Source organism: Actinophytocola sediminis, from assembly GCF_054779715.1.
The window spans coordinates 16901-31206 of the sequence record NZ_BAAGXS010000043.1 but is presented as its reverse complement, the minus strand read 5'-3'; the positions used below and the strand labels follow the sequence as shown (position 1 = coordinate 31206).

General features: G+C 69.0%; 14 protein-coding genes. 3 read left to right on the top strand and 11 right to left on the bottom strand.

What is annotated here, in order from left to right; genetic code table 11:
- Window positions 1-6 precede the first annotated feature (6 nt).
- A complete protein-coding gene (locus tag ACYVIP_RS25840) occupies window positions 7-651 on the bottom strand; it encodes a TetR/AcrR family transcriptional regulator (protein ID WP_460400771.1) in 645 nt (214 codons plus the stop codon).
- Window positions 652-859: 208 nt separating this feature from the next.
- On the opposite strand from ACYVIP_RS25840, the gene ACYVIP_RS25835 reads away from it, so the two are divergent.
- Window positions 860-1252, top strand: a complete 393-nt coding sequence (locus ACYVIP_RS25835) for a hypothetical protein (RefSeq protein ID WP_460400769.1) — start codon at window positions 860-862, stop codon at window positions 1250-1252.
- A 56-nt stretch (window positions 1253-1308) separates the two neighbouring features.
- On the opposite strand, the gene ACYVIP_RS25830 is transcribed toward ACYVIP_RS25835, so the two are convergent.
- A complete protein-coding gene (locus ACYVIP_RS25830) occupies window positions 1309-3798 on the bottom strand; it encodes a chondroitinase-B domain-containing protein (RefSeq protein ID WP_460400767.1) in 2490 nt (829 codons plus the stop codon).
- A 58-nt stretch (window positions 3799-3856) separates the two neighbouring features.
- Window positions 3857-5065 (bottom strand): discoidin domain-containing protein, encoded by a 1209-nt coding sequence (locus ACYVIP_RS25825; protein WP_460400765.1) that lies wholly within the window; start codon window positions 5063-5065, stop codon window positions 3857-3859.
- Between the two features lie 169 nt (window positions 5066-5234).
- Here ACYVIP_RS25825 and ACYVIP_RS25820 point away from each other — a divergent pair, with 169 nt between their 5' ends.
- Window positions 5235-6059, top strand: a complete 825-nt coding sequence (locus tag ACYVIP_RS25820; protein ID WP_460400763.1) for a phosphotransferase — start codon at window positions 5235-5237, stop codon at window positions 6057-6059.
- On the opposite strand, the gene ACYVIP_RS25815 is transcribed toward ACYVIP_RS25820, so the two are convergent.
- The 8 genes from ACYVIP_RS25815 to ACYVIP_RS25780 all read right to left on the bottom strand — a co-directional run bounded on the left by ACYVIP_RS25815 (window position 6022) and on the right by ACYVIP_RS25780 (window position 12873).
- Window positions 6022-6867: a TIGR03619 family F420-dependent LLM class oxidoreductase gene (locus tag ACYVIP_RS25815; protein ID WP_460400761.1), complete on the bottom strand. Its 846-nt coding sequence runs from the start codon at window positions 6865-6867 to the stop codon at window positions 6022-6024. The two genes, ACYVIP_RS25820 and ACYVIP_RS25815, sit on opposite strands and share 38 nt — an antisense overlap.
- A gap of 131 nt (window positions 6868-6998) precedes the next feature.
- Complete coding sequence (locus ACYVIP_RS25810) at window positions 6999-7202, bottom strand: cold-shock protein (protein WP_460400759.1); 204 nt, start codon at window positions 7200-7202, stop codon at window positions 6999-7001.
- Between the two features lie 222 nt (window positions 7203-7424).
- Entirely contained in the window at window positions 7425-8117 is a 693-nt protein-coding gene (urtE, locus tag ACYVIP_RS25805; RefSeq protein WP_460400757.1) for an urea ABC transporter ATP-binding subunit UrtE, read from the bottom strand.
- A gap of 1 nt (window position 8118) precedes the next feature.
- Window positions 8119-8871 (bottom strand): urea ABC transporter ATP-binding protein UrtD, encoded by a 753-nt coding sequence (gene urtD, locus ACYVIP_RS25800; protein WP_460400755.1) that lies wholly within the window; start codon window positions 8869-8871, stop codon window positions 8119-8121.
- Window positions 8868-9962, bottom strand: a complete 1095-nt coding sequence (gene urtC, locus ACYVIP_RS25795; RefSeq protein WP_460400753.1) for an urea ABC transporter permease subunit UrtC — start codon at window positions 9960-9962, stop codon at window positions 8868-8870. Before urtC ends, urtD begins: the two co-directional genes overlap by 4 nt.
- Entirely contained in the window at window positions 9959-10843 is an 885-nt protein-coding gene (gene urtB, locus ACYVIP_RS25790; RefSeq protein ID WP_460400751.1) for an urea ABC transporter permease subunit UrtB, read from the bottom strand. The genes urtC and urtB overlap by 4 nt, the downstream gene beginning before the upstream one ends.
- Before the next feature lie 28 nt (window positions 10844-10871).
- A complete protein-coding gene (gene urtA, locus ACYVIP_RS25785; RefSeq protein WP_460400749.1) occupies window positions 10872-12113 on the bottom strand; it encodes an urea ABC transporter substrate-binding protein in 1242 nt (413 codons plus the stop codon).
- Window positions 12114-12153: 40 nt separating this feature from the next.
- Window positions 12154-12873: a GntR family transcriptional regulator gene (locus ACYVIP_RS25780; protein ID WP_460400747.1), complete on the bottom strand. Its 720-nt coding sequence runs from the start codon at window positions 12871-12873 to the stop codon at window positions 12154-12156.
- A gap of 132 nt (window positions 12874-13005) precedes the next feature.
- On the opposite strand from ACYVIP_RS25780, the gene ACYVIP_RS25775 reads away from it, so the two are divergent.
- Window positions 13006-14304 carry an MGH1-like glycoside hydrolase domain-containing protein gene (locus ACYVIP_RS25775; protein ID WP_460400745.1) on the top strand — a complete coding sequence of 433 codons (1299 nt, stop codon included), beginning with the start codon at window positions 13006-13008 and terminating at the stop codon, window positions 14302-14304.
- The last annotated feature ends 2 nt before the right edge of the window (window positions 14305-14306 follow it).

Below are 14306 nucleotides of genomic sequence, written 5' to 3'. Positions count from 1 at the left end.
GGGAGGTCAGGCGTCGCGCGAGGTCGCCGCCGCCACGTGCTCGATCACCTGGACGACGTGCTCGACGAACCGGTCCGCCGACACGGCGAGACGGCCACCGAGCCAGCCCTGGAACAGGTACGCGAGCGCGCCGAACACCGCCTGCGCGTTCAGCTCGACGTCCCGGTCGTCGGCCGCCTGCCCGGCCAGCGCCGGCGTGCGCAACGCCTGCGCGATCGTGGTGGTGAACTCCTCCACCAGCTCCGCGCCCCGAACCGACAGCTCCGGCGCGACCAGCGACTCCACGAACAACACGCGCCCCCGGCGCGGGTCCCCCGTGACGAACTCGGTGAACTCCGACACCGCGTGGCGCGTGTCGCCCGGCGCCTGCGCCAACGCCGCGACCAGCACCTCCCGCGCCTGGCCCGCGACCGTCTCCAGCACGGTGACCAGGAGTTCCTCGCGGCGGCCGAAGCTCTCGTAGAAGTAGCGCTCGCTCAGCTTGGCCGCGCGGCACACACCCCGCATGCTCACCGCGGCCGCGCCATCGACTCCCATGATCCCGAACGCGGCCGCCACGAGCCGCTCGCGCCGCTGGGCCTGCCGCTCGTCGGCGTCCACACCACGCCACGGGCGACGCGGGTTATCCGAGGACTGAGCACCGGCGACCATGCCGCCATCCTGTCACGGACGATTGCCGCTGGCAGGAGGCCTGGCGCGCCGTGAGCGAGCCGGGCGCGCGGGCGGGGGTTGTTCGTCGATTGTTTGTCCGGCAGTTCACCAGGTCACCGAACAACCGTCGGCATGCTCAAAATAGGGCCGATGTCGGGGATGTGCAGACCAACACCGCAGTGCGACAAAAACAAATCCCGGAGGAAGAATGAAGAAGTTCGCCCCCAAGGTGATGGTGATCATCACCTCGATTCTCCTCGCCACAGGTGCCGGATTGTTCACACCGTCCGCATCCGCAACTGGCCCGGCGTCACCGGCCGCCGTGGAGTGCACCGGTTGGGACTTCGAAAATGTCGACGACGGAAGTGGGCGCCTGGTCCGCGGCGCGAACATGAAGGTCGGCCCGTACGAGGCGTGCGGGAACGAGGTGTGGATCCAGCCTGGGACTCTCGTTTACTACTGGTGCTGGGTGGCGAACGATTACGGAAACACGTGGACCTTCGCCCGAATCGCTGGGACACAGACACATGGGTGGATCTATGACGACCACCTGCCCACAAATCCCGACGGATCCACAAAAGGGGCCGTAAAACATTGCTGAACGTCGGCTAGGCCCGGTGGCACCGCCCCGCGCGTGCCACCGGGCCTCGCGTTTTCCTAGTCCGCGTCCGGTCCGACGTCGGTCGCGGTCAGTGGGCCGCGGGTGACCGCGGCCGAGGACCGCTCGTCCGCGCCGACATCCGCGCCGCCGGCGCGGGCCTGGCCGTCCATGTCGTCGGTGACGAACGAGTGACTGCCGGTCCCCGCGTCGATCGCGGGACTGCCCGCGCCCAACCGGTGGACTGACCCGTCGGGGGCCAGCAGCGGGTCAGCCGACCGGATGCCGGTGACGCCGACGGTCGCCGAGCCGAGCGGCCAGGCGATGTTTCCGGCGTAGGTCAGGTTCACCGGCGTCTTGAGTTCGTTGAACAACTTGCCCTTGCTGCCGGTGACCACGTTGTTGGCGACGGTCGAGTCGACCGGCGCGTGTTTGTAGTTGGCGCCGATCTCGATGTTGGAGGTGTTGTCGACGAAGGTGTTGTTCACCACCGTTGCCCGGTAGACCCGCCAGTGGGCGTTGAGCGCGCCCGAGGTGTCCACGTCGCCGCCGTCGAGTTGCAGCGCGGCGTCGTAGCCGGTGCCGGTCAGGCCCTCGAAGTGGTTGTTGTAGATCTTGTGGTCCTGGCCGTAGATCCGGATCCCGCCGGTGCCCGACTTCCCCTCACCGAGGAAGAAGTTGCCGTGGAACGTGCCCCGGTTGCCGTGCCGGTGCGACAACGTGCCCTGTGAGGTGAGGAAGGTGTTGTAGCGGACGATGTTGTCGTTGCTCTTCACGGAGATGATCTCGGGGTCGCCGTCGCAGTTCTCGAACAGGTTCGACTCGATCACGGTGAACCCGTTCGACTCCGAGATCTCGCTCCAGCCGACCCGGATGGCCTCCATCTCGTTCTCCGCGCGGGGGCCGATGTTGCGGAAGTGGTTGTGGTCGATCAGATCATGCTGGGACTGCTGGGTTTCCGAGCCGTCGATGGTGATGAAGTTGCCCAGCTTGTGCTTCTCCTCGAACAGGTTGTGGTCGATCCGGTTGTGGTGGCTGTTCTCCCCCTGGATGATCACCCACTTCAGCGAGGAATCCTCCTCGGTCAGCCGAAAGTGGTTCCTGGTCAGCCGCACGTTGTTCGAGCTGGTGATCTTCAACGTGTCGCTGTTCGTCCACTTCAGACCTTCGAACGTCACGTACGAGGAGCTCGCCACCTCCAGCTGACCGTCGTTGATCACCGCGCGGCCACGGTTGGCCGCGACCACGGTGATCGGCTTGCTGGCCGTGCCGTTCTTGCCGGACATCTTGTTGATCGTGTAGTTGCCGTCGGCCAGCACGATCCGGTCGCCCGCCTTCGCGGCACCGAGCGCGCTCTGCAGCTGTGACGAGTTGGCCACCGGCACGGTCTGGCCGGGGGCGGGGTTCTCGTCACCGGAGTGGGTCACGGTCAGCCCGTAGATCTTCACCTCGCCGTAGTTGCTTGCGCTGCACGGCGATGAGTACTCGCAGTTGGCCTGGGTGTACGCGCCGGCCTTGAAGTAGCCGCCGGTGAAGCTCTTGGAGAGCGTGGCCTTCAGCGAACCGTTGTAGTATGCCCTGATCTTTCCGTCACTGACCTCGAACTTCGCCCGGAACCGGTCACCGACCTCGTAGTTCTCGTCGATGAGCGTGTGCTTCTCGTTCTCGTCGGTGATGTAGAGCTTGCTGCCCTCCAGCCGGAACACCGAGATGTCGTCGTTGGCGTCGTGGATCTGGCCGGCGACGATGTTGCGCCGTTCGTTGGGCAGCGCGGTGATGGCCTGGTCGATCTCCATCGTGTGCGTGCCCGAGGTCGACGACCAACTGGCCTTCGTCTGCCCAGAGTCGGTCATCTCCCGCAGTTCGGAGCGCGGGTAGCTGGAGCCGCTGGTGGTCACCCCGTTGACCGGGGCCCGGAACTGGACCGCCGCGCAGTCGTCGGTGGCGCGGAACCACGGGTCGATCGAGTACGTGGCCAGGTCCGGCTGCTCGATGTTGAGCGGGCTCTCCTCGTCGCCGATGGGCAGCCCGATGTACCAGTTCTGCAGGTTCAGCACGTCGGCCGGGTAGTCGCAGTCTCCCCCGCCGCCACCGCCGTCGGCCCCGTTGACGGTGGCCTCGGTGATGCTGGTCCAGTCGTTGACCGGGTTGCCGTAGCCGAGAACGCGGACGTAGCGCGCGGAGGCGTCGGCGAAGTCGTGGTTCTCCAGTTGCAGGGTGCCGCCGCTGCTGTTCTTCCTGGCAACCACGGTGGTCCACGACGACCCGTCACCGGACAGCTGGACCTCGAAGCTGGAGGCCCTGGTGTTGCCCTGGTGCCAGGCCAGCGACACCGACCCGACGGTCTGGGCCGCGCCGAGGTCGTAGCGGATCCACACCCCGTCGCCCTCGTCCGACCAGCGGGTGGTCAGGTCCTGGTCCAGGGTGTTGGCCGGCACGTTGCCGTCGTCGCCGCTGGCGGTCACCCCGGAGATCGGTAACGGAGAACCTGCGGCAACCGCGACCGTGTCGGCGACGCCCACCATTCCGGCGGCGAGTGCCACGGCCATCACCGCAAGACTAGCTCGTTTCATCGATCCTCACTTCTCGTTGGTGCTGAGCGGAAAGTCAGTCGTAGACGCGGACCCAGTCGACCTCGAAGACCGCAGGGCGCAGACCGCTGCTGCCCTCGAAGTTGTCGAGCTGGATGTTGAGGTGGCCCGACGGCATGTCCTGGATGTCGCCCCGGTCGGAGTTCGCGCCGCCGGACAGGCGGAACCACTCCACGCCGTCGACATAGCCGACCAGGGCTTCGGAGGTCCACTCGAACGCGAAGTTGTGCCACTGGGTCATGTCGACCGGGCAGGTCTCCTCGTGCTCCTTCTTGTCCGACGGGCTGTCCGGGTAGTGCAGGAACCCCTCCAGGCACTGGGCGTCGGGGTCGGAGTACTCCACCCAGTCGTACTCGCCGTCCTCCAGGCGTTTGCCCGAGGTCGGCCAGATGAGGTGCAGCACGTGGTAGGGCTCGCCGGAGGTGCCGAGGTTGCGGGAGCGGGAGCGGATCTCCCACCGGCCGTACTGGCGGTTCAGCTCCTGTTCCAGCCACCCGGTGTCGCCGTTGGCTTCCCCGCGCATGGTCATGATGCCGTCGGCCACCGTGCTGTTCTTGGCGCAGCGACGTCCGTTGCCGCTGTGTCCTTCCCAGCAGCCGGCCGTGCCGCCAACGTTGCCGCTTGGCACACCCCACTTCGTCCGGTCGACCGAGCCGGTGTAGTTGAACTCGTCGGAGATCGGCAGTGGGGTGCCCCAGCCGTAGCGCACCGCGGCCTCGGTCTGGTCGCCAGGCTCCTCCTCGCCGACACCGTTGACGGTGGTCTCGGTGATGCTGGTCCAGTCGTTGAACGTGTTGCCGTAGCCGACGACGCGCAGGTACCGGCTGGCGGCGTCGGGGAAGTCGTAGTTCTGCGGCTGGAGTGAGGTGCCGTTGCTGATCTGTCTACTGAGGACGGTGGTCCACGACGAGGCGTCGTCGGACAGCTGCACGTCGAAGGTCGTGCGTCTGCTGTTCCCGTTGTGCCAGGCGAGCGAGACCGAACCGATGGTCTGCGCCGAGCCGAGGTCGTACCGGATCCACACCCCGTCGCCTTCTGCCGACCAGCGGGTGCTCAGGTCACCGTCGAGGGTGTTCGCCGGGACGTTGCCATCATCGGCACTGGCCACCACACCGGTGACCGGCAACGGGGAACCCGCCGCCACCGCGACCGGATCGGCGACCCCCACCAGTCCGACCGCGAGCACCACGGGCAGAATCGCGAGACCAGCTCGCTGTAGACGCATGCGTAACCTCCTTTGGGCACACCAAAAGCGACAGGTCACCCCAGTCGCGACACCCCTGTCCCTGGAGTGTCGGCGCGCACCGTACTGCCGCCGGCATGGGACCGGTCCCCCGGATTTCTGCCCCGCGCGGCACCGAAACCCGCTTTGACCCCTGTGCCACGATGACGGCATGGAGGCATCGGAGGTCCGGCGCGCGGTCGAGGCCGGCAGGGCGACCGTTTCCGCGCTGGGCCTTCAGGTCGACGACGCGGTCGTCATCCACAACTCCGATCGTGTCGTGGTGCGGTTGGTGCCCTGCGACGTTCTTGTCCGGGTCGGGCCGGCGACGCATCGTGCCGGCTTCGAGTTCGAGGTGGCGGTCGCGCGCCGGGTCGCCGAGGTCGGCGGGCCGGTGGCGGAGCTTGATCCTCGGGTCGAACCGCGGGTGTGGCCGCGGGCCGGTTTCGTGCTCTCGCTCTGGACCTACTACGAGCCGGTGGGATCGGCGGTCGCGCCGGCCGATTACGTGGACGCGCTCGCCCGCCACCATGCCGCCCTGCGCGGGGTCGAGCTGGCGGCCCCGCATGTCACCGAGCGGATCGGTGGGGCGCTGCGCGAGGTGGGCGACCGGCAGCGGACGCCGGCGCTACCCGACGCCGACCGGGAGTTTCTCGGCGACACCCTCCGGACGCTGAGCGCCACGATCGGCGGCGAGCAGCTGTTGCACGGCGAGCCGCATCCGGGGAACCTGCTCAACACGCGACGCGGGCCGCTGTTCGTGGATCTCGCGACCTGCTGCCGGGGGCCGGTCGAGTTCGATCTCGCCCATGCCCCCGACGAGGTGGCCGCGCACTGTCCAAACGCCGACCCCGAGCTGGTTCGCCGGTGCCGCGCGCTGGTGTGGGCGTTGTTCTCGACGTGGCGCTGGCGGCGGGACGACCAGTTTCCCGACCGGGACCACTGGCGAGCCGAGGGGCTCAACCGAGTCCGAGCCGCGCGCCCATCTTGGCGATGAACGCCAGCACCGCGTCCTCGTCCTTGTCCGGCACGCCGATGACCACTTCGGCCACGCCAAGCGAGGCCAGGTGGGCGACCCGGTCGGGGTCGGCGCGGCCGCCAAGCGCGACGACGTAGGGCGCGCCAGGACGACCGGCCGCGGACCAGTGTTTGTGCAGCAGCTGGATCCGCTCGTCGAGGTCGGTCTCGTACGGGGTGGTGATCCAGCCGTCCGCGTTCGCCGCGAGCCAGGTGAAGGTTCGGTCCGTGCCGCCGGCGCCGATCAGGACGGGGATGTGGTCCTGCACCGGCTTGGGGTAGGCCCAGCTGCCGCCGAAGGACACGAACCTGCCCTCGTAGGAGGCGACGTCCTCGGTCCACAGCGCGCGCATCGCCGCCACGTACTCGCGCAGCGCGGTGTACCGGAACCGGGCGGGGATGCCGTGGTCGGCCAGCTCGTCGGTGTTCCAGCCGAACCCGGCGCCCAGGGTGACCCGGCCGCCGGACAGGAAGTCCAGGGTCGCGACCGTCTTGGCCAGGGTGATCGGGTCGGACTCCACCGGCAGCGCGACGGCGGTGGCCAGGCGGATCGACGAGGTGGCCGCGGCGGCCGTCGCGAGGGACACCCAGGGGTCCAGCGTGCGCAGGTACCGGTCGTCCGGCAGGTCGGCGCTGCCGGTGTGCGGGTGCGCGGCGTCCCGGCGGACCGGGATGTGGGTGTGTTCCGGCACGTAGAACGAGTAGAAGCCGGCGTCCTCTGCGGCCTTGGCGCACGCGGCGGGCGTGATGCCTCGGTCGCTGGTGAACAGCACGATCCCGAACCTCATGTGCACCCCGTCAAGTAGAACGTGTTCTATTTGACGGTAGCATCCGGAACGCCGAAACCGGCAGACCCCCGCTCGACGCGGGGGCCTGCCGGCGGCAGGTAACGCGGGTCCGGGCGTGGCCCGGACCAGAATCAGATGGCGGTGACGCCGGTCGCCTGCGGGCCCTTCTGGCCCTGGCCGACATCGAACTGCACGCGCTGGTTCTCCTCGAGCGACTTGAAGCCGTTGCCCTGGATCTCCGAGTAGTGCACGAAGACGTCAGCGGTGCCGTCGTCCGGGGCGATGAAACCAAAGCCCTTTTCGGAGTTGAACCACTTCACAACGCCCTGAGCCATATTTTTCTCCTCAACAGGTTGGGTTACGGAACACCGTGGTCACGGCGAACCGGGTTGTCTGCGACGGGATTTGCTCCAACCAACCTGGAGAAACGCGAACGCCCGCAACAAATGTTTCGCGAGCGCGCATGATACACGAACACAAAACTAACGACCAAGATTGAGCATACACGGTTACGGCGATCGGCGCAGCCCGGGCCCGCGCCGACCCGTTACCGACGGTCAGATGGCCATCGCCGTGCGCACGGTGTCGTGGGCCTCGGTGCCGCCCGCGCCCGAGGAGGTGACGGTGCCGGCGTGCAGGACGTAGTAGTGGTCGGCGGCGGCCAGCGCGAAGCCGACATGCTGCTCGACCAGCAGGACCGACATCCCGCCGCGGCCGGTCAGCGACAGGATCGTCGCCTCGATGTCGGCCACCACCGACGGTTGGATGCCCTCGGTCGGCTCGTCGAGGACCAGCACCCGGGGTCGGGTGATCAGGGCCCGCGCGATGGCCAGTTGCTGGCGTTGACCACCGGAGAGCAGGCCGGCCCGGCGTGCGAGCAGGCCGGTGAGCGCCGGGAACAGGTCGAGCACCTCGTCGACGGCGGCCCGGCCGGACCGCTGGGTGTCGGCGACCAGTCGCAGGTTCTCCTCGGTCGTGAGCTGGGGGAAGCACTGCTGGCCCTGCGGCACGTAGGCGAGCCCGCGCCGCACCCGTTCGTTCGGGCGCAGCCGGGTGATGTCCTCGCCGTCCAGGCGCACCCGGCCGGCGGTCGGTCTGAGCAGGCCGACCACCGCCCGCAGCAGGGTGGTCTTGCCCGCGCCGTTGTGTCCCAGCACGGCCGCGACCCCGTTGTCGGGGACCTCGACGGACACGCCGTGCACGACGGTGGTCCTGCCGTAGCCAACGTGCAGGTCGGTCGTGGTCAGCACGTCAGCTCACCGTCCTGTCGGTCGTGCCGAGGTAGACCTGCTGGACCTTCGGGTCGGCCTGGACGTTGGCCACCGTGCCCTCGCTGAGGATCTTCCCGGCGTGCAGCACGGTGACCGAGTCGGCGAAGGCGCGCATGAAGTCCATGTCGTGCTCGACAACGATGACCGTCCGGGCGGCGCCGACCCGGTGCAGCAGCCGGCCGGTCTCCGCGCGTTCCTCCGCGCTCATGCCGGCCACCGGCTCGTCGAGCAGCAGCACGCGGGCGTTCTGCACCAGCAGCATGCCGATCTCCAGCCACTGCTTCTGCCCGTGCGCGAGCGTGCCCGCCTGGGTGTCCCTGGCCGAGGTGAGGCCGACGGTCACCATCGCCTCATCGACCTCGGGGGGCACGCCGGCGCGGGCGCGCACCATGGTCAGCGGGCCTCGGCCGGCGCCGGCGGCGATGTCCAGGTTCTGCAGCACGGTCAGCTCCTCGAAGACGCTGGCGGTCTGGAAGGTGCGGCCGATGCCGAGCCGGGCGATCCGGTGCACCTTCTTGCCGAGCAGCTCGGTGCGGCCGAACCGGACCGAGCCGGTCGCCGGCACGAGCCCGGTGATCGCGTCGACCAGGGTGGTCTTGCCGGCGCCGTTGGGGCCGATGAGGAACCGCAGGTCTCCCTGCAGCACGGTCATCGTCACGCCGTCCACGGCGGCGAACCCGTCGAAGGTCACCCGCACGTCGGACAGCTCGAGGTAGTCGGCGGTAAAACTCACGGGGCTGGCTCCTTCTGCTTGGTGGGGGTGGCCTGGTCCGGTGCGGGCGGCGGGGTGCGATGCCGGCGGGCCAGGGTGGCGACCGAGGCCAGTCCGCCGGGCAGGAAGGCGACCACGAGCACGAACAGCGCGCCCTGGAAGTAGGTCCAGAACGACGGGAAGCTCTCCGACAGGGTGGTTTGTGCCCAGGCGACCGCGATGGCGCCGAGGGCGGGGCCGAACAGGGTCGTGCGACCGCCGATCGCGACCCCGATGAGGAACGCGATCGAGGGCACCACGCCGACGTTGGCCGGGGAGATGATGCCCACGATCGGCACGAACAGCGCGCCGCCAAGGCTCGCCATCACGGCGGCGAGCACGTAGGCGACGGTCTTGACGGTCGCCGGGTCGTAGCCGAGGAACCGGACCCGTTCCTCCTGGTCGCGCACCGCGACCAGGAGTTCGCCGTAGCGGGAGCGGTAGAGCTGCCAGACCACGAGCACCAGCACCAGCAGGGTGCCCGCGGCGATGTAGAACAGCATCCGCTTGTTCACCGGGTCGTAGAGGTTGAAGCCGAAGAACGAGCGGAAACCGTTGAGCCCGTTGGTGCCCCCGGTGGTGGTCTGCTGGCCGACGAGCAGGATCGCGAACGCCGCCGCGAGAGCCTGGGACAGGATGGCGAAGTAGGCCCCGCGCACCCGCCTGCGGAACACCGCGCTGCCCAACGCGAACGCCACCAGCGCCGGGACCAGCACCACCCCCGCCACGGTGACCACCGGCGAGCGGAACGGCTCCCACCAGCCGGGCACCTCGCCGGAGCCGTAGAGGCGCATGAAGTCGGGCACGCCACCCGGACCGGCGTCGTCGAGTTTCATGTGCATGGCCATGATGTAGGCGCCAAGGCCGAAGAACACGCCCTGGCCGAGGGTGAGCATGCCGCCCCGGCCCCAGGCCAGCCCGATGCCGACCGCGACGATCGCCAGGCACACGAAGCGGCCGAGCAGGGTGAGCCGGAAGTCCGACAGCACCGCGGGGGCGACGGCCAGCAGCAGCACCGCGCCGAGCACGAACCCGAGCAGCACGCCCCGGGGTCCTTTGAGGACAGTGGTCACAGCAGGCTCCTCGTCCGGACGGTGAAGATGCCCTGTGGTCGGAGTTGGAGGAACACCACGACCACCACGAAGACCAGTACCTTCGCGATGCTCGCCGTGGTCGAGTACTCGAAGGCCGACTGCAGCAGGCCAAGGCAGCACGCCGCGATCACCGCGCCCCTGATCTGGCCGACCCCGCCGGCGACCACGACCAGGAACGCGTCGACGATGTAGTTGGTGCCCAGGGTCGGGCCGGTCGAGCCGAGCAGGGTGAGCGCCACGCCGGCGACCCCGGCCAGGCCGGAGCCGATGAAGAAGGTGAACCGGTCGGTGGCGCGGGTGTCGATGCCGGCCGTCTCGGCGAGGTCGCGGTTCTGCACCACCCCACGAATGCGGCGGCCGAGCGGGGTCGTGCGCAGCAGCACGGTCAGGCCGACGACGGCGGCGACGGACAGGGCCAGGATGAAGATCCGGGCGGCCGGGACCTCGGTGACGCCGATGTCGACGCCGCCTGCCAGCCAGTCCGGGGCGCGGACGTCGACGTTGGGCGCGCCGAAGATGTCGCGGGCGGCCTGTTGCAGGATCAGCGCGACGCCCCAGGTGACCAGGAGCGTGTCGAGTGGACGGTGGTACATCCGGCGCAGCAGGGTCGCCTCCAGCACGACCCCGAGCACGCCGCCGACGACGAACCCGATGGGGATGGCCAGCAGCAGCGCGACCCCGGCGTCGGTGACCACCTCCCCGACGACGTAGGCGGTGTAGGCGCCGGCCATCATGAACTCGCCGTGCGCCATGTTGATGACGCCCATCTGGCCGAAGGTGAGGGCGAGGCCGAGCGCGGCGAGCAGCAGCACCGAGCCGAGCGACAGTCCGGCGAACAGCTGGTTGACCAGGGCTTCCATACCGTGATGTCCTTTGTGGAGGAACCGCTCAGCTGGACAGGTCCGCGCCCCAGTCGTAGGTCCTGAGGTAGGGGTCGGGCTCGATCGGCGCCTTGGAGCGCCACACGGTGTGGATCAGGCCGTCCGCGCCGACCTCACCGATCAGCGCGGTCTTGGCGATGTGGTGGTTGTCGCCGTTGACGGTGACCGTGCCTTCCGGCGCGTCGAAGGTGACGCCGTCCGCGGCCTTCTTCACGTCGTCGGCGGTGAACGACTTGGCCTTCTCCACCATGGCCTTCCACAGGAACAGCGAGGTGTAGGCGGCCTCCATGGGGTCGGAGGTGACCCGGTCCTGGCCGTACTCGGCGGTGAACGCGTCGACGAACGCCTTGTTCACCGGGGTGTCGATGGTCTGGTAGTAGTTCCAGGCGGTGAGCTGGCCGACGAGGTTGTCCACGCCGATCCCGCCGACCTCCTCCTCCGCGATGGACACCGACACGACCGGCATGGCGGCCGCGGTCAGGCCGGCGTTGCGGTACTCCTTGAAGAACGCGACGTTCGAGTCGCCGTTGAGGGTGTTGAACACCGCGCCAGCGCCGGCCGAGCGCACCTTGTTGACGATGGTCGAGAAGTCGGTGTGTCCCAGTGGGGCGTACTCCTCGCCGGTGATCTCGATGCCGTTGGCCGCCGCGTACGCTTTGATGATCTTGTTGGCGGTGCGGGGGAACACGTAGTCGGAGCCGACGAGGAACAGGGACGTGACACCGGTTTCCTTGAGGTAGTCCAGTGCCGGCACGATCTGTTGGTTGGTGGTCGCGCCGGTGTAGAAGATGTTCGGCGAGGACTCGAGGCCCTCGTACTGGACGGGATAGAACAGCAGCGAGTTCGCGCCCTCGAACACCGGCAGCATCGCCTTGCGCGAGGAGGAGGTCCAGCCGCCGAAGACCGCGGCGACGCAGTCGGCGCTGATCAGCTTCTCCGCCTTCTCCGCGAACACCGTGGGCTCGGACGCGCCGTCCTCCTGCACCACCCTCAGTTGCTTGCCCAGCACGCCACCCTCGGCGTTGATCTGCTTGGCGGCCAGGCCTAACGAGTCGCTGACGGTCTTCTCGCTGATGGCCATGGTGCCGGACAACGAGTTCAGGAACCCGATCTTCACCGAGTCGCCGGACGAGTCCAGGCACGACGCGGCGCCGGACGAGGAGCCGGCGTCGTCGACCCGGCTGCCGCAGGCGGCGAGGACGAGGGTCGCCGACAGCGCGACCGCGACGGTTGGCAGAAGGTGTCTCACGACAGTTCCTTTCAGCGTGGGGGAAGGGAATGCTGGGTGTTCACCACACTCCGTTGTGCAGCGCCATCCGGGTCAGCGCCTGTTCCGCGCGTTGCCGCACGGCGTCGGTCGACGCCCCGAGGTGTTCGTAGAGCGCGACGTAGGCCTGGTCGAGGTCGCCGGCCAGGGTGAGTTCGGTGATCTCGAGGTGTTCGCGGCTGGTCGCCGCGATGCGGTCCTGGGTCAGGAAGTCGTATCGGCGTACGCGGCGAACCTTCTGGTTGACCGATCTGAGCGCCTCGGTCAGGGCGGGGTTGCCGGCCGCACGGGACAGCTCGGTGTGGAAGCTCTCGTCGCGCAGCACGAAGTCCGGGTCCGGGTGCGGTGGGTGTGCGGCCAGCTCGCGCCACCGATCACGTTCGATGGCAAGGGTTTCGTGGTCGTGGCGGACCGAGGGGTTCTCGATCGCCCTCGTGATGCCCCGCAGTTCCAGGGTCACCTGGAGCTCGTAGAGGTCACGGAGCTCGTCGAGGTTGGGCACCACGACGAAGAAGGCGCCGTCGCGCCGCTCGATCAGCCCGTCGGCGGCCAGCCGGGTGAGTGCCTCACGCACGGGAGTGCGGGACACCCGGTGCTGGCGGGCCAACGGTCCTTCCGCGAGCCGGGTTCGCGGGGTGATGCGGCCGCTGAGCACGTCATCGCGCAGGCGTTGGTGCACTCGCTCGGTTCGGGAGCCGCCGGTCGGGCCGGTATACTCATCGGTCGACGAATCCGTATGCACGGCCACCGACGCTACAAAGATCCTGTTGCCGCAATGCCCTCGAATGATGACGGCAAGTTTTCGCCGTGTTACCAGGAGTATGGAAGCCACGTAACACCGACCTCGACGCGTGGCCTGGGTACCGTGGCCCGTGTGGCGGTATCCAGGCTCGACTCCGGGCGGGCGGACTACGACGCGGCCTACGCCAAGGCGACGCGGGACGTGGCGGCGAGCGTGTCCGGCGGGCTGTTCGTGGCCGGGGAGTCCTGGCCGACGGTGTGGGTGCGCGACGCCGCGTACGCGATCGATCTTGGCGCCGGGCTGACCCATCCCGCGGTGTCGCTGGCGACGATGCGGGCCGTCGGCGGCGCCAGCGCGACGTGGACCCAGGACCGGTCGGCCCATTTCGGCGGGTGGCCGAACCTGAGTGACGCCATCGTCGGCGCGGTCGGCGCCTGGGCCTGCTATGTCGCCACCGGTGATCTGGAGTTCCTGCGCTGGAGCCACGGGGTGACCAGGGCGAGCCTGGCGCGCGCGGAGCGGGAGGTCTTCGACGGCGGGCTGTTCCGTGGGTGTGCCAGTTTTATGGAGTCCAACAGCGGCTATCCGCCGCGGTTCGCGTTCCGTGGCCGGGCGGTCGGGGCGACCTCGGCGTTGAGCACCAACGTGCTGCACCACCGCGGGTACGCCCTGGCGGCGCGGGCGGCGGTGCTGCTTGGCGAGGACCCGGCGCCGTTCGCGGACCGGGCCGCGGCCTCGCGGCGGGCGATCAACGAGCGGCTGTGGTTGCCCGAGCGCGGTCACTACGCCTACTACGAGGGTTCGGACCGGTGGGAGGGTCTGGGCACCGCGCTGGCCCTGCTGTGGGGCGTGGCCGACGACGAGACCGCGGCGGCGGTCTTCCGGACGGTGACCCCGACGCGCCACGGGCTGCCGTGTCTGTGGCCGAGGTTCCCGGTGTGGGGGCCGTGGCTGTGGCGCGACGAGTACCACTACCACAACGGGACGGTGTGGCCGTTCGTGCAGGGTTACTGGGGTTGGGCGGCGGCCAGCCGGGGTGCCGTCGAGGTGTTCGCGGCCGAGTTGGCGGCCCTGACCGAACTGGCCGGCAACGCGGCGACCTTCCACGAGTTCTACCGCCAGGACACCGGTCGGCCGGACGGGTCGGCCCGCCAGTTGTGGAGCGCGGCCGGCTATCTCGCGCTGGTCCACTATGGACTGTTCGGGATGTCCTTCGACGGCAACGAGATCCGCTTCCGGCCGGTGGTGCCCGCCGGGTTCCCCAGGCTCCGGCTGTCCGGCTTCGCCCATCGCGGGCTGACCATGGAGGTGACGGTCACCGGTGCGGGCACCCGGGTCACGGCGTTCACTGTGGACGGTGTGGCGCGGGCAGACCACGCCGTGCCGGCCACCCTGACCGGCCACCACCGCGTGGAGATCACGCTGACCTGAGT